Genomic DNA, 16,408 nt, shown 5'->3' on the forward strand with positions numbered 1-16,408 from the left:
GCCACTCGCGCGAAGCCTCGACGAATTTGGCGCCGGATTCATGACGCAGGACCGCGCCAGGAGGGAGGAAAGGATGTGGACTGTGTTGCAACGAGGGAACCACCGCCGCCCGAAGGGGGAACGGCCGGCGGGTCCGTTCCCCCTCAGGCTACCCTGACCCGCAGGGCCGGGCTGAGGCGCAGCATGTCCATCACGCTGTTCACCAGGTCCTCGGCCTCTTCCGCCAGGGAGAAGCCGGCCGGCACCAGCAACCAATTGGTCTGCAGGCCTTCCATATAGGCATGCAGGCTGATGGCGGCGCGGCGGCAATCCAGGTCCGCCGGCAACTGGCCGCGGTTCACGGCGTTGCGCAGGGCCTTGGCGATGCGCAGATCGCAGTCGGCGCTCAAGTCCTGCATCTTCTGCCGCAGATCGCCGAGTTCCTCGGTGTACTCCACCTTGTGCCGCAGGATCTCGTGGATGCGCCGGCTTTGCGGGTCCAGCTCCACGCGCTTGAGCAGCCGCACCAGCAACTGGCGCATGCGCCCCAGGGGATCGGGCTCGTCTTCGCTCTCGCTGGCGCGGGCGAGCTCCTCGATAGGCATGCGGATGCGCTCCAGCATCGCCTGGAACAAATCGGTCTTGTTCTCGAAGTGCCAGTAGATGGCGCCCCGGCTCACCCCGGCAGCCGCCGCGATTTCCGCCAGGGAGGCGTGGGAAACCCCCTTCTCGTGGAACACCCGCTCGGTGGCATCGAGTATCTGCACGCGGGTTTCTTCGGCTTCCTCTTTGGTACGTCTGGCCATTCGCCACTGGAACCTATGTGGTTGCTATCAAAGGAAAAACCTTCCATCCGTTGAAACAAAATCTGACATGGGCGTAGGAAGATTCGTTTTACAAACATTCACGCATGTAAGTATATTCACACACCTTCGCAAGAATCCAGAACCTGCCCTGCGCCCGCCCTCCACCAAGGGCTGTACTCCAGAAAGATGAGGTCCCTTCAGATGCCCATGAAGCCAGCCTTTGCCGCCTTGGTTTCCGCCATCGCACTGGCCACGCTAAGTCTCACCGGCTGCCAGGAAGCCTCGGCTCCGCCACCCGCCCAGGCGCCCAAGGTCGGCGTCGTCACCCTCCAACCCCAGCCCTTCACCCTGACCACCGAGCTGCCCGGCCGTACCAGCGCCTACCGCATTGCCGAAGTGCGCCCGCAGGTGGATGGGATCATCCAGAAGCGCCTGTTCACCGAAGGCAGCGAGGTCAAGGCCGGGCAGCAGCTCTACCAGATCGACCCCTCGGTCTACACCGCCACCTACAAGAGCGCCCAGGCCAGCCTGGCTTCGGCCCAGTCCCTGGCGGCGCGCTACAAGGACCTGGTCAGCGACCAGGCGGTGAGCAAGCAGGCCTTCGAGGAATCCCAGGCCGCCCGCCTGCAGGCCGAAGCCGCGCTGGAGAAGGCGAAGATCGACGTGCGCTACACCAAGGTGCTGGCGCCCATCTCCGGCCGCGTCGGTCGCTCCGCGGTCACCGAAGGCGCCCTGGTGAGCAACGGCCAGGCCCTGGCCATGGCCACCATCCAGCAGCTGGACCCGATCTACGTCGACGTCACCCAGTCCACCAAGGACCTGCTGCGCCTGCGCCGGGAAATGGCCGAAGGCCAACTGGAGAAGGCCGGCGACAACGGCGCCAAGGTCTCCCTGGTGCTTGAAGACGGCAGCGAGTACCCACACCAGGGCAGCCTGGAGTTCTCCGAGGTTTCAGTGGACGAAGGCACCGGCTCGGTGACCCTGCGTGCGGTCTTCCCCAACCCGGAACACACCCTGTTGCCCGGCATGTTCGTCCACGCCCGCCTCGGCTCGGCAGTCAAGCAGCAGGCCATCCTCGCGCCGCAGCAAGGCGTGACCCGCGACCTCAAAGGCCAGGCCACCGCCCTGGTGGTGAATGCCGAGAACAAGGTGGAACTGCGCCACCTGAAGGCCGAGCGCGCTGTCGGCGACCGCTGGCTGGTCAACGAGGGCCTCGAGCCCGGCGACCGCCTGATCACCGAAGGCCTGCAGTTCGTACGTCCGGGCGTAGAGGTGAATGCCGGCCCGGCGACCAATGTGGCCGCCCAGAAGCCTGCGGGCGACGGCCTGGCCAAGAGCCACTGAGGAGCGCCTAGCAGATGTCGAAATTCTTCATCGATCGCCCCATCTTCGCCTGGGTGATCGCGCTGGTGATCATGCTTGCCGGCGGCCTGTCAATCCTCAAACTACCGATCAACCAGTACCCCAGCATCGCCGCGCCCGCGGTGGGCATCCAGGTCAGCTATCCGGGCGCCTCGGCGCAGACGGTGCAGGACACCGTGGTGCAGGTCATCGAGCAGCAGCTCAATGGCATCGACGGCCTGCGCTACATCTCCTCGGAGAGCAACTCCGACGGCAGCATGACCATCACCGCCACCTTCGAGCAGGGCACCAACCCTGACATCGCCCAGGTGCAGGTGCAGAACAAGCTCCAGCTGGCCACCCCGCTGCTGCCGCAGGAAGTGCAGCAGCAGGGCATCCGCGTGACCAAGGCAGTGAAGAACTTCCTGCTGGTCATCGGCGTCGTCTCCGAAGACGGCAGCATGGACAAGAACGACCTGGCCAACTACATCGTCTCCAACATCCAGGACTCGATCTCCCGGACCAAGGGTGTGGGCGACTTCCAGGTGTTCGGCGCCCAGTACGCCATGCGCATCTGGCTGGACCCAGCGCGGCTGAACAACTACCAGCTGACCCCGGTGGACGTGAAGACCGCCATCCAGGCGCAGAACGTGCAGATCTCCTCCGGCCAGCTCGGCGGCCTGCCCGCCTCTCCCGGTACCCAGCTGAACGCCACCATCATCGGCAAGACCCGCCTGCAGACCCCCGAGCAGTTCGGCGCGATCCTCCTCAAGGTCAATCGCGACGGCTCCCAGGTGCGACTGCGCGACGTCGCCAAGATCGAGCTGGGCGGCGAGAACTACAGCATCAGCGCCCAGTTCAACGGCAAGCCGGCTTCGGGCATGGCGATCAAGCTGGCCACCGGCGCCAACGCCCTGGATACCGCCAAGGCGATCCGCGCCACCATCGCCGAGCTGGAACCCTTCATGCCCGCCGGTATGAAGGTGGTCTTCCCCTACGACACCACCCCGGTGGTCTCCGCCTCTATCGAAGGGGTTATCCACACCCTGGGCGAAGCCATCGTCCTGGTGTTCCTGGTGATGTTCCTGTTCCTGCAGAACTTCCGCGCCACCATCATCCCCACCCTCGCCGTCCCCGTGGTACTGCTCGGCACCTTCGGCGTGCTGGCGATGTTCGGCTTCACCATCAACACCTTGACCATGTTCGCCATGGTCCTGGCCATCGGCCTCTTGGTGGACGACGCCATCGTGGTCGTGGAGAACGTCGAGCGGGTAATGGCCGAGGAAGGCCTCTCGCCCCTGGAAGCCACCCGCAAGTCCATGGGCCAGATCCAGGGCGCGCTGGTGGGCATCGCCCTGGTGCTCTCGGCGGTGTTCCTGCCGATGGCCTTCTTCGGCGGTTCCACCGGCGTGATCTACCGGCAGTTCTCCATCACCATTGTCGCGGCCATGTCGCTCTCGGTGCTGGTGGCGCTGATCTTCACCCCGGCCCTCTGCGCCACCCTGCTCAAGCCTATCGCCAAGGGCGGCCACCACGAGAAGCGCGGCTTCTTCGGCTGGTTCAACCGCACCTTCGAGCGCGGCGTGAACGGCTACGAACGCAGCGTGCGCAGCATTCTCAAGCGCAAGGCGCCCTACCTCGCCCTCTATCTGGTGATCATCGTCGCCATGGCCTGGCTGTTCACCCGCATCCCCACCGCCTTCCTCCCCGAGGAAGACCAGGGCGTGCTGTTCGCCCAGGTACAGACCCCGTCCGGCGCCAGCGCCGAGCGCACCCAGGTGGTGGTGGACCAGATGCGCGAATACCTGCTGGGGGAAGAGAAGGACACTGTGAAATCCGTGTTCACCGTGACCGGCTTCAACTTCGCCGGCCGCGGCCAGAGCTCTGGCATGGCCTTCATCATGCTCAAACCCTGGGAAGAGCGCACCGCCGAGGGCCAGAGCGTGTTCGACCTGGCCCAGCGCGCGCAGAAGCACTTCTTCAGCTTCCGCGATGCCATGGTCTTTGCCTTCGCCCCGCCCGCGGTGATGGAGCTGGGTAACGCCACCGGCTTCAACTTCTTCCTGCAGGATCGCGCCGGCATCGGTCACGAAGCACTGAACGCCGCCCGCGACCAGTTCCTTGAGCTGGCGGCGAAGAATCCGGTGCTCGCCCGCGTGCGCGCCAACGGCCTGCGCGACGAACCCCAGTACCAGCTGCTGATCGACGACGAGAAGGCCCGCGCCCATGGCCTGTCCCTCGCCGACATCAACAACACCGTGTCCATCGCCTGGGGCGCCAGCTACGTCAACGACTTCATCGACCGTGGCCGGGTGAAGAAGGTCTACCTGCAAGGCGAACCCGAAGCGCGGATGAACCCTGACGACCTGAACAAGTGGTACGTGCGCAACGACCAGGGCCAGATGGTGCCGTTCAGCGCCTTCGCCAGCGGCGAGTGGACCTACGGCGCGCCGAAGCTGGCCCGCTACAACGGCGTGCCGGCGGTGGAAGTCCTCGGCGAGGCCGCCCCCGGCCACAGCTCGGGTGAAGCCATGGCCGCGGTGGAGGAGATCGCCAAACAGCTGCCGGCCGGTGTCGGCTATTCCTGGACCGGCCTGTCCTACGAGGAGCGCCTGTCCGGCGCCCAGGCGCCTGCCCTCTACGCGCTGTCGCTGCTGGTGGTGTTCCTCTGCCTGGCGGCCCTGTACGAGAGCTGGTCGATCCCCTTCTCGGTGATGCTGGTGGTCCCGCTCGGGGTGATCGGCGCGCTGCTCTTCACCAGCATGCGCGGCTTGTCCAACGACGTGTTCTTCCAGGTCGGCCTGCTCACCACCATCGGCCTCTCGGCGAAGAACGCGATTCTCATCGTCGAGTTCGCCAAGGAGCTGCACGAGCAGGGCAAGAGTCTGTTCGATGCCGCCGTGGAAGCCTGCCGCATGCGCCTGCGCCCGATCATCATGACCTCGCTGGCGTTCATCCTCGGCGTGGTACCCCTGGCCATCTCCAATGGCGCCGGCTCCGGTAGCCAGCACGCCATCGGTACCGGCGTGATCGGCGGCATGCTCACCGCCACCGTGCTGGCCATCTTCTGGGTGCCGCTGTTCTACGTGCTGGTCTGCTCGCTGTTCAAGGACAAGGCGAGCAAGGCTGCGATCAAGAAGGAGGCCCTGCAGTGAGGCATTCCCTGTTGTCCCTGGCCATCGCCGCAGCCCTGCTCGGTGGCTGCTCCATGATCCCCGACTACCAGCGCCCTGAGGCGCCGGTAGAGACTGACTGGCCTCAGGGCGAGGCCTACATCCAGGGCGAGGCGCAGGTATCCAGCGCCGCCGCCGACCTCGACTGGCGCGAGTTCTTCCAGGACCCGGCGCTGCGCCAGCTGGTGCAGCTCGCCCTGGACAACAACCGCGACCTGCGCACCGCCGCACTCAATGTCGAGGCGTACCAGGCGCTCTATCGCATCCAGCGTTCCCAGCTGCTGCCGAGCATTTCCGCCGACGGTGGCGCCACCCGCCAGCGCACCCCGGGCATCATGAGCCAGAGCGGCCAGGCCGACACCAGCAGCACCTACAGCGCCACCCTCGGCACCAGCGCCTGGGAACTGGACCTGTTCGGCCGCCTGCGCAGCCTCAACCAGGATGCGTTGGAACAGTACTTCGCCACCGAACAGGCGCGCCGCAGCACCCAGATCAGCCTGGTGGCCTCGGTAGCCACCGCCTACCTCGACTGGCAGGCCGACCAGGCCCTGCTGCAGCTGACCCGGGACACCCTCAAGACCTACCAGGAAAGCTTCGCCCTTACCCAGCGCAGCTTCGACGTCGGCATCGCCGATGCCCTGGCCCTGAGCCAGGCGCGCACCGCCGTGGAAAGCGCCCAGGTCAGCCTGGCCCAGTACAGCCGCCTGGTGGCCCAGGACCGCAACGCGCTGGCCCAACTGGTCGGCACCCGCCTGCCGGCCGACCTGCCCAAAGGCTTGCTCCTGGACGACGACCTCCTGGCCGAAGTCCCGCCCGGCCTACCGTCCGACCTGCTGCAGCGACGCCCGGACGTGCTCCAGGCCGAACACCTGCTCAAGGCCGCCAACGCCAACATCGGCGCCGCGCGCGCCGCCTTCTTCCCCAGCGTCAGCCTGACCGCCAACGCCGGCAGCATGAGCAACGAGTTGTCCGGGCTGTTCGACGCGGGCTCCGGCAGCTGGCTGTTCCAGCCGAGCATCAGCCTGCCGATCTTCACCGCTGGCCGCCTGAAGGCGAACCTCGAGTACAGCGAGCTGCAGAAGGACATCCAGGTGGCCCAGTACGAGAAGGCCATCCAGGTCGCGTTCCAGGAAGTCGCCGACGGCCTCGCCGCCCGCACCACCTACCAGCAGCAACTCGGCGCCCAGCGTGCCCTGGTGGGCACTACGGAGGAGTATTACCGCCTCGCCGAGCGTCGTTACCGCACCGGCGTCGACAGCTACCTGACCCTGCTCGATGCCCAGCGCCAGCTGTTCAGCGCCCGCCAGCAACTGATCGGCGACCGCCTCAACCAGCTGGCCAGCGAGGTGAACCTCTACAAGGCCCTGGGCGGCGGCTGGAAGGAACAGGAGGCAAGCACCCCGAGCGCTTGACCCGCGACCTCCCCTATCCTCACGGACGAGGAATCCACGCGGCGCCCCTGCCCTTCATGGTGGGGGCGTTTTTTTGCGCAGCCCTGCACTGCACGCCAGCGCCTGGCGCACATGGCGCACCCTACACTCAGATTCACCCGGTCGGGTGCGCCGTGCGCACCGACCCGCTCGACGCTGGCGCCATTCGCGAATGAATTCGCAGGGCTGGCCGACTCGGACATCTCTGGTTCGAATTTCCCGGCTGCCAGCCGATGTCGGCGCAGCTAACCTGCCTCGCTGTTCAACCTCGAGGAACGGCAATGGACTCACTGACCCAGGCATTGCTCGGCGCCACCGTCCAGGGCGCGATGCTCGGCCGCTGGCAGGGCCGCAAGGCCCTTCTGTATGGCGCCGTGCTCGGCACCCTGCCGGACCTGGACGTGGTGATCCGCTATACGGACGCGGTGGCCGCCATGACCTACCACCGCGGTTTCAGCCATTCGATCTTCGTCCTCAGCGGCCTGGCCGCACTGCTGACCTGGCTGGTTCGGCGCTGGCGACCGAATTCGGACTACTCCACGCGAAGGCTGTTCCTCAGCCTCTGGCTGGTGCTGGCCACCCACCCCCTGCTGGATTGCTTCACCAGCTATGGCACCCAGCTGTTCTGGCCGCTGCTGACGCCCCCTATCACCTGGTCGAGCATCTTCATCATCGACCCGCTCTATACCCTGCCGTTGCTCGCCGCCGTCGCCGGCGCCCTGCTCTTCGGCCTGCGTGGCCGCCCGCCACGCTTGCCGCTGGCGGCCCTGGCGCTGTCCAGCCTGTACCTGGCCACGAGCCTGGGTGGCAAGTTCATGGCCGAGCAGCGGGTAGCAGAGGTGCTGGACCGTGAAGGCATCCGCCCGCAAGCGGTGTTCAGCACGCCAACGCCCTTCAACACCCTGCTCTGGCGCGTGATAGTGCTGGACGGCGAGGACTACCACGAGGCCCTGGTGAGCTGGTTCGACCGCGAGCCGCCGCAGCTCGAACGCATCCCCCGTGGCACCGACCTGGCGCGGCGCCTGCGCGACTCACCGCAGCATGTGCGGCTGGCCTGGTTCACCCACGGCGTCCTGCGCTACGACCAGATCGACCAGATGCTGGTGGTCACCGACCTGCGCCTGGGCATGACCGGCTTTCACCCCTTCCGCTTCATCCTCGCCGAGCGCCGGGACGGTCGCTGGCGCCCGGTCGGCGAGGCCCGCCGCTGGCCGACCAGCCGGGGCGACCTGACACGCCTGCGTGTGCTCTGGCAGCGCATCTGGCATCAGGACCAGCCGGTGCCACTCTCGACCTGGGCGGGCCGGCTGCGGCACTGACGCCCTCTGTTTTTCGTCACGCCCTTGAACTGCCCTTGCCGACAGGACTAGACCACCGCAGGGGATCAAGGGCATCGCCGAGCAGACCAACCTGCTGGCTCTCAACGCCGCCATCGAGGCCGCCCGCAGGCGACCCGGTAATCGCGTGCCGCTCCGGGTCAGGCAGCGGCCAGGCGGCGGCCCGCAAATGAAAAGGCCCGGCGCTGGGCCGGGCCTGGTTGGAGCGGGACGAGGATCAGCCGGCCGCGTAGGCCTGGCGCGCCTTGGCCGCGCTGGACAGCTTCAGGCGGTAGCAGCCCCACATCACCAGCAGCCAGACCGGGATGGCGTACACCGACACCTGGATGCCCGGGATCATCAGCATGATGCCGAGGATGAAGACCACGAAGCCCAGGCACAGGTAGTTGCCCATGGGGAACCAGAAGGCGCGGAAGCCGGTACGCACGCCGTCTTTTTCCATGCGCTGGCGGAACTTCAGGTGGGAGTAGCTGATCATCGCCCAGTTGATCACCAGGGCGGCCACCACCAGGGACATCAGCAGCTCCAGCGCATTATGCGGAACCACGTAGTTGACGATCACGGCGAGGAAGGTCACCACGGCCGACACCAGCAGCGAACGCACCGGCACGCCGCGCTTGTCCACCTTGGCCAGGGAACGCGGGGCGTCGCCCTGCTCGGCCAGGCCAAGCAGCATGCGGCCGTTGCAGTAGGTGCCGCTGTTGTAGACCGACAGCGCGGCGGTGAGCACCACGAAATTCAGCAGGTGGGCGGCGGTGTCGCTGCCGATCAGCGCGAAGATCTTCACGAAGGGGCTGCCGCTGTAAGGATCGCCCGCGCTGTTGATGGACGCCAGCAGCGCGTCCCAGGGGCTCAGCGAAAGCAGCACCACCAGGGCGCCGACATAGAAGATCAGGATGCGGTAGATGACCTGGTTGATCGCCTTGGGAATCACCTGCTTCGGCTTGTCGGCCTCCGCGGCGGTGAAGCCGAGCATTTCCAGGCCGCCGAAGGAGAACATGATGAAGGCCATGGCCATCACCAGCCCGCTGACGCCGTTGGGGAAGAAGCCGCCGTGCTCCCAGAGGTTGCTCACGGCGGCCTGCTCGCCACCGCTACCGCTGAACAGCATCCAGCAGCCGAGGACGATCATGCCGACGATGGCGACCACCTTGATCATGGCGAACCAGAACTCGGCTTCGCCGAACAGCTTCACGTTGGCCAGGTTGATGGCGTTGACCACCAGGAAGAACACCGCGGCCGTGGCCCAGGTCGGTACTTCGGGCCACCAGAAGTGGATGTACTTGCCCACGGCCGTCAGCTCGGACATGCCGACCAGGGTGTAGAGCACCCAGCAGTTCCAGCCGGACAGGAAGCCGGCGAAGCCGCCCCAGTACTTGTGGGCGAAATGGCTGAAAGAGCCGGCCACCGGTTCTTCGACGATCATCTCGCCAAGCTGGCGCATGATCAGGAAGGCGATGAAGCCGCAGATGGCGTAGCCGAGGATCATCGAGGGGCCGGCGGACTTGAGCACCCCGGCCGAGCCGAGGAAAAGTCCGGTACCGATGGCGCCGCCGAGGGCGATCAACTGGATATGGCGATTCTTCAGGCCGCGTTGAAGCTCGCCCGAGTGTTGCATGTCACTCATTGCGTCACCTTTTGTTGTTGTCGTGACGGGATTTCACCCGCCGGGCTTGTGGTCCGGCGGAAGTTCGCAAGGCGGATAGACCTTTGGTTACTGCGCGTCTGGCTGCACCTCCGGAGCGGCATTCCTGAACGCCTCGAGGGCTTCACAACGCGCAGCGATATCGAGGATGCGCGGATAGCCCGACAGGTCACAGTCGAAGCGTCGCGCGTTATAGAGCTGGGGAATCAGGCAGGCCTCCAGGTAGCCGGGCCGGCTGCCCAGGGAGAGCTTGCCACCAAAGGCCTCCAGGCCCTTTTCCACAGCCGTGAGGCCCAAGGCGATCCAGTGGCGGTACCAGGCGTCCTTGGCTTCGTCGGCCACGCCCAGTTCGGCCTTGAGGTACTGCAGCACCCGCAGGTTGTTCAGCGGGTGCACATCGCAGGCGATATGCATGGCCAGGGCCCGGACCTGGGCCCGCAGGGCCGGGTCGGCAGGCAGCAGAGCCGGCACGGGAAAGACTTCCTCGAGGTATTCGAGGATGGCCAGGGACTGGGCGATACGCACTTCACCGCCGGCATGGCCGGCGTCCACCAGGAGCGGCAGCAGGCCCTGGGGGTTGAGTTCGCGGTAAGCCGGCAGGTGCTGCTGGCCGCCGTCCTTGACCAGGTGGACCGGCTCCTGGCGGTAGGCCAGCCCCTTGAGGTTGAGGGCGATGCGGACCCGGTATGCAGCGCTGGAGCGCCAGTAGCCGTAGAGCGTGAGTTCGGTATTCATGGCATTGGGCCGATTTTTTGTTTGCGCCATCTCACTCTGGCAGCGCCAGACGAACAAGTCGCGGAATCGGCCCTTGCGGCGCGCCGGGCGGTCAATCCGGAAAGTAATCCTTACAGCCACCACTGGCCGGCGACACCGCCTGCCAGGCGCCTCGCCAACGTAAGGTTTTCTTGACAGGGCGTTCAGCCAGGCTGCCAGCCCAGCACGCGACAGGCCGACCAGCGGCAATTTCCAACGCGCCCTTGCCCGTGCGATATGAAGGCAACGCGCCATCAATCTCGCAAGGACGCCGCGCATGCCGCAAATGGACGAGCTCTACGACGACCTGGTCAACCTCTGCTACGAGTGCGTGCTGGACGAAGGTGCCTGGCGGCCGCTGCTGGAACACCTGGTCGCCAGCACCGGCCACCAGATGGGCGCCCTACTCTTCCTCGACCAGCGCGAACGGCGTCCACATGTCACCTCGGTGCACCTCTGCGACCCGGCGAGCGTGGAGGTCTACAACAGCCACTACCACCAGTACGACCCGGCCAAGGAGGTGCTGGTACCGCGCCCCGTGGGCAGCTGGTACCACGACCTGGAAGACCTCGGCCCGCGACGCATCCAGCGCGATCCCTATTACCAGGAATTCCACATCCCCTTCGGCATGAACAACATCTCCTGCATCAAGCTGCATGAGCAGGCGGATTCCGGCGTCTACCTGTCATTGCTGACAGCGGTGGGAGCACGCTCGCCAGAGATGCCGCAACGCGACCTGCTGACACGCCTCAGCCCCCACCTGTTGCGGGCGGCGAAAATGTCCAACCGCCTGCAGGCGCTGGAGCTGGAGCTGGCCAGGCGCGACCTGCTGCTGGATCGCCACCCCGCGCCGGTCTGGCTGCTGAATACCGAGGGGCGCGTGCTCTACTGCAACCGCCAGGCAGAGCAACGCCTGGTCCAGCCGCAATTCGCCTTGCAGGGTCGTCAGGGGCGGCTGCATGGCAAGGCGCTGGATGGCCGGCTGCAAGCCCTGATCCGCCAGGCTGCTGGCCACAAAGGCAAGCGCCGCGCCGGCTGGCTGCCCTTGGTCGACGAGCCGCCTAGCCAGCTTCTGGTGACCCCGGTGTCGGAAGTGGCAGCCATGACCGCCAGGCAACAGGGGCCGCTGGTGCTCCTGGCCCTGCTGGAGAACCAGCTGCAAAGCCAATTGCTGGCCGAGCTGTTCCAGCTCACTCCGGCGGAACGGCGCCTGGCGGAACTCCTGGCCCAGGGCCTGACGCCCGAGGCCTGTGCCCTGCGCCTGCGGGTTTCGATCAACACCATTCGCAGCCAGTTGCGTGCGTTATTCCGCAAGACCGAAACCGAACGCCAGTCAGAGCTGATCAATCTCTTTGCCCGCTTGCAGGGAATTTGAGCGCTATCTCCCCTGCACCGAAATTGCGTTTTCATCTAACTGAATGATGGCAGGCATATGGCCATCTACTAATGTTTTATGCGGAATGAATGTCCGCCTGCATCCCGCGTGACGGGTCGAGGAGCCCACACCTAGCCATTGGAGGTGGCCTGTGGAAGAGATCAGCGAACCGGAAGAGTTGCGGAAAAGCCTCGAGGAACAACAAGAACTCAGTCAGGAACTGGCGCGCATCAGGGCCGAGCGTGAGCGTTTCATGCTCGACAAGCCAACGCCCGTCAGGCAAGCGGAACCACCACCGAGCAATATCCTGCCTTTCCCCACACGAAAACTGCCCAGCCCTGGTCTGCGCTGCGGCAACCCCCTGCTGCTGGACTACCTGTACGGCGTGGAATCCGACGCCCTGCGCGACCTGCCCGAGGAGCGCATCCATCAGCTCTTCGATCTCGCCACCAGCGCGCAGGCGGCCCGTGCCCTGCGCTGCCGGCGCCGGATGCTCGCCCGCGCCCTGGATGAAACCTGCCAGCAGGCCGGCAAGGGCGCCCGCATGCTGTGCATCGCTGGCGGCCACTTTCGCGAGGCCGAGCTGGCCCGCGAACTGCGCAACGGGCGCTACGGCGAGATGCTGGTGTTCGACGATGATCGGGCACGCCTGGAAACGGTGCGCAGCAGTTACGCTGCGCTGGGTGTGACGACCCGCCAAGGCAGTCTGGAGCAGCTCCTGGCGGGCCAATACGATTTCAACGGCTACGACCTGGTGTATTCGGCCGGGGTGACCGAACTGCTGGACGACCGCCGCTGCGAACGCCTGGTCTACCAGCTATTCCAGGCCGTTTGCCCGGGCGGCCGACTGCTGCTCGCCAACTTCCGCCCCGGCATCGCCGCCATCGCCTTCCTCGAAGGGCTGCTGGACTGGCGCCCGCGCTACCGTCTCGACGCGCAGATGCTTGGCCTGCTGGACGGCGTCGACTACAACCAGATCGCCTCGGCGCGGGTGTTCCACGATATCGGCCAGCGCATCGTCTTCCTCGAAGCGGTGAAGTACGGCTGAGCGGACACGCCCCTTGCACCTTGCAGGAGCAAATTCATTCGCGAAGCAGGCCGCAGGCCTGCGCTGAAATCCCAACGGGGAACTGCGTGCCCCATCGCGAATGAATTCGCTCACAGTGCCTGGATCGAGCTTCAACCTTGCTGCAGGTGCCCATAGAGCTTGGCGTAGAGCCCCCCTTCAGCGATCAGCTGCTGGTGGTCGCCGTCTTCGGCGATATGCCCGCCATCGAAGACCAATACCCGGTCCGCCTGCTTAACCGCCGAAAGACGGTGGGCGATGATCAGCGTGGTGCGGCCATTGAGGAAGGTCCCCAGGGCCTGGTGCAGGGCGTATTCGGTGGCGGCGTCCAGGGCCGAGGTGGCTTCGTCGAGGATCACCACCTTGGGCTCGGCCAACACCATGCGGGCGATGGCCAGGCGTTGCCGCTGGCCGCCGGAAAGACGCACCCCGGAACGGCCGACCACGCTGTCCAGGCCGCTCGGCAGGCTGCGAATGGTGTCGGCCAGTTGGGCGATCTCCAGCGCGCGCCAGCAGGCGTCGTCACTGCGTTCGCGCCCCATGGTCAAGTTCGCGCGCACGCTGTCGTTGAACAGCGCCGGATGCTGCAGGACCACGGCGACGTTGTCGCGCACCTCGGCCAGGCCGATCTCCTCCAGCCGGCAACCGCCATAGCGGATACCGCCCGCCTGGGCACGGTAGAGCCCCAGCAGCAGCTGCACCAGGGTGCTCTTGCCACCGCCGCTGGCGCCGACTATGGCCACCTTCTCGCCGGGCGCGATGGACAGATTGAGGCCGTCCAGCACCGGCTCCTCGGCATAGGCGAAACGCAGGCCCTTGACCTCGATGCCGACGGTCTCGCGCCCCTTGAACGGGTCGACGCTGGGCTTGTACTGGGGTTCGTCGGCGCGCTCCAGCAATTCGTTGATCCGGCCCAGGGCGGCGCCGGCGGCATAGTAGGAATATTGCAGGCCCAGCAGCTGCTCCACCGGGCCGATCATGAACCAGAGGTAGCTGAACACCGCCAGCATCTGGCCAATGGAGAGGTCGGAGAAAAGCACCGTGAGCATGGCCGCGGCGCGAAAGAAGTCGATGCCGAACTGGAACAGCAGGCCGCTGGTGCGCCCCGCGGCGTCGCTCTTCCATTGGGACGCCACGGCGTAGTCGCGGACTTCCTGGGCACGCTGGCCGAGGCGGCCGAAGAAGAAGCCCTGGCGGTTGCTGGTACGCACTTCCTGGATGGCTTCCAGGGTTTCCGTCAGCGCCTGGGTGAAGCGGGACGTGCTGTCGTTCTCCAGCTTCTTCAGGTGCTTGATCCGCTTGCCCAGCTGCACCGTAGAGTAGATCACCAGCGGGTTGAACAGCAGGATCAGCAGGGCCAGCTGCCAGTGCATCCAGACCAGAATGGCCGCCGTGCCGGTGAGAGTGAGCACGGCCACCAGGAAGCGGCTCAGGGTCTCGCCGACGAACTTGTCGAGGGTGTCCAGGTCGGTCACCAGGTGGGCAGTGACGGTGCCGCCCCCCAGGCTTTCGTACTCGCCCAGGGAAATGCGCTTCAACCGCTCAATCAGACGGATGCGGATGCGATAGACGATGTCCTTGGCCAGCCGCGCGAACAGCCGCGCCTGCAGGACGTTGAACACCAGGGCCATACCACGCAGCACCAGGGTGGTCAGAAGCATCAGGCCGATATAGCCGACGGCTTTTTCCCAGGGCTGGGGCAGGAAGTGATCCATGAAGCGCAGCGCGGCGTCGCCCCGCTGCAACAGCACTTCGTCCACCAGCAGGGGCAGCAGCAGCGGGATGGGCACGCTGCAGAGCGTGGCCAGCACTGCGGCGAGGTTGGCCAGCCAGAGGGCCTTCTTGTGGCGCAAGGCCAGACGGCGGATTTCCGCCCAGCTCAAGCGATCAGGCATGGCAGCCCCGCTCCAGCCAGCGGCCCAGCAACGGCGCCAGCTCGTCCAGCGGCTGGTAGCCGTTGGTCAGCAACGCCAACTGACCGTCGCGCTCGGCCAGCAGGGTGGGGAAACCGGCGATACCCAGATCCTGTACCCAGGTGAAGTCGGCGGCGGTCGCCTCATGGGCGGCGGCGCCGTCGAAGGCATCGGCGAACTCGATGCGCGGAATGCCGGCCTGCTCCGCCAGCGCCACCAGGGTGGCGGCCTGGGTTACGTCACGCCCCTCGGCGTAGAAGGCGTGCTGGATCAGCCTGACCAGCGGCCAGGCCAGTTCCGGGGTGAGCCCGCGGGCCACCACCAGGGCGCGGCAGGCGGGCTCGGTGTCGTAGACGAACCCCTCGGGGAGCGCGCCGTCGAAGCGGAAAGGTTGCCCGGTGGCCTGGTTGACCGCCTGCCAATGCTCAAGAATGTAGCGCCTGGTGTGGCCGTCCAGCGCCGCGCCCTGCCCGGTGCGCAGACCGCCCGCCACCAGGCGCAGCGGCACACCGGCGGCCGCGGCTTGCGAGGCTAGGGCTTCGACTACCGGGGCGAAACCCCAGCACCAGGAACACAGGGGATCCATCACATAGAGCAGGCGGGCCTTGGACACACTCAATTCTCCATTGCTTGGCGCGGGTCGCGGCCGATCGGATGGGGCTGGTTGCGGGCCTTGGCCAGCTCGATCTGCTTCTGCCGCTCGCGGGCGCCGGCGCGGGTCTTCTCGCTCAGGCTGTCCCAGCAGTGCGGGCAACTGATGCCCGGCGCGTAGTGCTCCGACTGGCGCTCCTCCACCGAGATGGGGTTACGGCAGGCATGGCACTGGTCGAAGTCCCCTTCCGTCAGATCGTGGCGCACGGTCACGCGGTTGTCGAAGACGAAGCAGTCGCCACGCCAGAGGGTTTCTTCCTGGGGCACTTCCTCCAGGTACTTGAGGATGCCGCCCTTGAGGTGGAAAACCTCTTCGAAGCCCTGGCCGAGCATGTAGCTGGACGCCTTCTCGCAGCGGATGCCGCCGGTGCAGAACATCGCCACCTTCTTGTGCACGGCCGGGTCGTAGTGGGCCTCGATGTACTCGGGAAAATCGCGAAAGGACCTGGTCTTTGGATCGACAGCACCCTCAAAGGTGCCAATGGCCACTTCATAGTCGTTGCGGGTGTCGATCAGCAGGACTTCGGGGTCGCTGATCAGGGCGTTCCAGTCCTTCGGCTCGACATAGGTGCCGACCTGCTGGTTCGGGTCCACGCCCGGCACGCCGAGGGTGACGATCTCTTTCTTCAGCTTGACCTTGGTGCGGTAGAACGGCTGCTCGTCACAATAGGATTCCTTGTGATCGAGGTCGGCCAGGCGCGGGTCGACCTTGAGCCAGGCGAGCAGCGCGTCGATGCCGTCACGGGTGCCGGACACGGTGCCATTGATGCCTTCCTCGGCCAGCAGCAGGGTGCCTTTGACGCCGTTGTCCAGCAGGGTCTGGAGCAGGGGTTCGCGCAGCGCGACGTAGTCCTTCAGGGTGACGAACTTGTACAGCGCCGCAACAACGATCTGGGTCATGCGGGTACTTCCTCCAGTGGTCGCCCGCGTAAAGGGCGG

12 protein-coding genes and 1 pseudogene are annotated in these 16,408 nt (G+C 66.0%); 7 read left to right on the plus strand and 6 right to left on the minus strand.

What is annotated here, in order from left to right:
- Positions 1 to 143: 143 nt before the first annotated feature.
- Positions 144 to 785, minus strand: coding sequence for a TetR family transcriptional regulator (locus E8F12_RS15645; protein ID WP_280326164.1), 642 nt, complete (start codon positions 783 to 785; stop codon positions 144 to 146).
- Between the two features lie 201 nt (positions 786 to 986).
- Between E8F12_RS15645 and E8F12_RS15650 the strand changes: the two genes are divergently transcribed.
- The 5 genes and pseudogenes from E8F12_RS15650 to E8F12_RS15670 form a co-directional block, all read left to right on the plus strand.
- Positions 987 to 2,129, plus strand: a complete 1,143-nt coding sequence (locus tag E8F12_RS15650; protein ID WP_280326165.1) for an efflux RND transporter periplasmic adaptor subunit — start codon at positions 987 to 989, stop codon at positions 2,127 to 2,129.
- A 14-nt stretch (positions 2,130 to 2,143) separates the two neighbouring features.
- Positions 2,144 to 5,281, plus strand: coding sequence for an efflux RND transporter permease subunit (locus tag E8F12_RS15655; protein WP_280326166.1), 3,138 nt, complete (start codon positions 2,144 to 2,146; stop codon positions 5,279 to 5,281).
- Complete coding sequence (adeC, locus tag E8F12_RS15660; protein WP_280326167.1) at positions 5,278 to 6,711, plus strand: AdeC/AdeK/OprM family multidrug efflux complex outer membrane factor; 1,434 nt, start codon at positions 5,278 to 5,280, stop codon at positions 6,709 to 6,711. The genes E8F12_RS15655 and adeC overlap by 4 nt, the downstream gene beginning before the upstream one ends.
- 299 nt (positions 6,712 to 7,010) lie before the next feature.
- Positions 7,011 to 8,048 (plus strand): metal-dependent hydrolase, encoded by a 1,038-nt coding sequence (locus tag E8F12_RS15665; RefSeq protein WP_280326168.1) that lies wholly within the window; start codon positions 7,011 to 7,013, stop codon positions 8,046 to 8,048.
- A gap of 58 nt (positions 8,049 to 8,106) precedes the next feature.
- Positions 8,107 to 8,175 (plus strand): annotated as a pseudogene (locus E8F12_RS15670) (methyl-accepting chemotaxis protein); the annotation flags it as partial.
- A gap of 108 nt (positions 8,176 to 8,283) precedes the next feature.
- Here E8F12_RS15670 and E8F12_RS15675 read toward each other — a convergent pair.
- Positions 8,284 to 9,693, minus strand: coding sequence for an amino acid permease (locus tag E8F12_RS15675; protein ID WP_280326169.1), 1,410 nt, complete (start codon positions 9,691 to 9,693; stop codon positions 8,284 to 8,286).
- An 87-nt stretch (positions 9,694 to 9,780) separates the two neighbouring features.
- Positions 9,781 to 10,446, minus strand: coding sequence for a maleylacetoacetate isomerase (gene maiA / locus E8F12_RS15680; RefSeq protein WP_280326170.1), 666 nt, complete (start codon positions 10,444 to 10,446; stop codon positions 9,781 to 9,783).
- 295 nt (positions 10,447 to 10,741) lie between these two features.
- On the opposite strand from maiA, the gene E8F12_RS15685 reads away from it, so the two are divergent.
- A complete protein-coding gene (locus tag E8F12_RS15685) occupies positions 10,742 to 11,839 on the plus strand; it encodes a helix-turn-helix transcriptional regulator (RefSeq protein ID WP_280326171.1) in 1,098 nt (365 codons plus the stop codon).
- A gap of 151 nt (positions 11,840 to 11,990) precedes the next feature.
- Positions 11,991 to 12,887, plus strand: coding sequence for a class I SAM-dependent methyltransferase (locus E8F12_RS15690; RefSeq protein ID WP_280326172.1), 897 nt, complete (start codon positions 11,991 to 11,993; stop codon positions 12,885 to 12,887).
- Positions 12,888 to 13,018: 131 nt separating this feature from the next.
- Here E8F12_RS15690 and E8F12_RS15695 read toward each other — a convergent pair whose 3' ends face one another.
- Genes E8F12_RS15695 through E8F12_RS15705 form a run of 3 tightly spaced genes read right to left on the minus strand, consistent with a single transcriptional unit; the run spans position 13,019 to position 16,369 of the window.
- On the minus strand, positions 13,019 to 14,800 hold the full coding sequence (locus E8F12_RS15695) for an ABC transporter ATP-binding protein (RefSeq protein WP_280326173.1): 1,782 nt from the start codon (positions 14,798 to 14,800) through the stop codon (positions 13,019 to 13,021).
- Positions 14,793 to 15,395: a DsbA family protein gene (locus E8F12_RS15700; RefSeq protein ID WP_280326213.1), complete on the minus strand. Its 603-nt coding sequence runs from the start codon at positions 15,393 to 15,395 to the stop codon at positions 14,793 to 14,795. The genes E8F12_RS15695 and E8F12_RS15700 overlap by 8 nt, the downstream gene beginning before the upstream one ends.
- A 38-nt stretch (positions 15,396 to 15,433) precedes the next feature.
- On the minus strand, positions 15,434 to 16,369 hold the full coding sequence (locus tag E8F12_RS15705) for a rhodanese-related sulfurtransferase (protein ID WP_280326174.1): 936 nt from the start codon (positions 16,367 to 16,369) through the stop codon (positions 15,434 to 15,436).
- Positions 16,370 to 16,408: the final 39 nt, after the last annotated feature.

Origin of the sequence: Pseudomonas sp. BN102, from assembly GCF_029871245.1 — a bacterium.
GTDB lineage: Bacteria > Pseudomonadota > Gammaproteobacteria > Pseudomonadales > Pseudomonadaceae > Metapseudomonas.

Bases quoted from the DNA above. Each gene is read 5' to 3' on its own strand.
- maiA (WP_280326170.1), bottom strand. From the start codon at position 10,446: ATGAATACCGAACTCACGCTCTACGGCTACTGGCGCTCCAGCGCTGCA.
- E8F12_RS15685 (WP_280326171.1), top strand. From the start codon at position 10,742: ATGCCGCAAATGGACGAGCTCTACGACGACCTGGTCAACCTCTGCTAC.
- E8F12_RS15665 (WP_280326168.1), top strand. From the start codon at position 7,011: ATGGACTCACTGACCCAGGCATTGCTCGGCGCCACCGTCCAGGGCGCG.
- E8F12_RS15675 (WP_280326169.1), bottom strand. From the start codon at position 9,693: ATGAGTGACATGCAACACTCGGGCGAGCTTCAACGCGGCCTGAAGAAT.
- E8F12_RS15695 (WP_280326173.1), bottom strand. From the start codon at position 14,800: ATGCCTGATCGCTTGAGCTGGGCGGAAATCCGCCGTCTGGCCTTGCGC.
- E8F12_RS15705 (WP_280326174.1), bottom strand. From the start codon at position 16,369: ATGACCCAGATCGTTGTTGCGGCGCTGTACAAGTTCGTCACCCTGAAG.
- E8F12_RS15645 (WP_280326164.1), bottom strand. From the start codon at position 785: ATGGCCAGACGTACCAAAGAGGAAGCCGAAGAAACCCGCGTGCAGATA.
- E8F12_RS15655 (WP_280326166.1), top strand. From the start codon at position 2,144: ATGTCGAAATTCTTCATCGATCGCCCCATCTTCGCCTGGGTGATCGCG.
- E8F12_RS15650 (WP_280326165.1), top strand. From the start codon at position 987: ATGCCCATGAAGCCAGCCTTTGCCGCCTTGGTTTCCGCCATCGCACTG.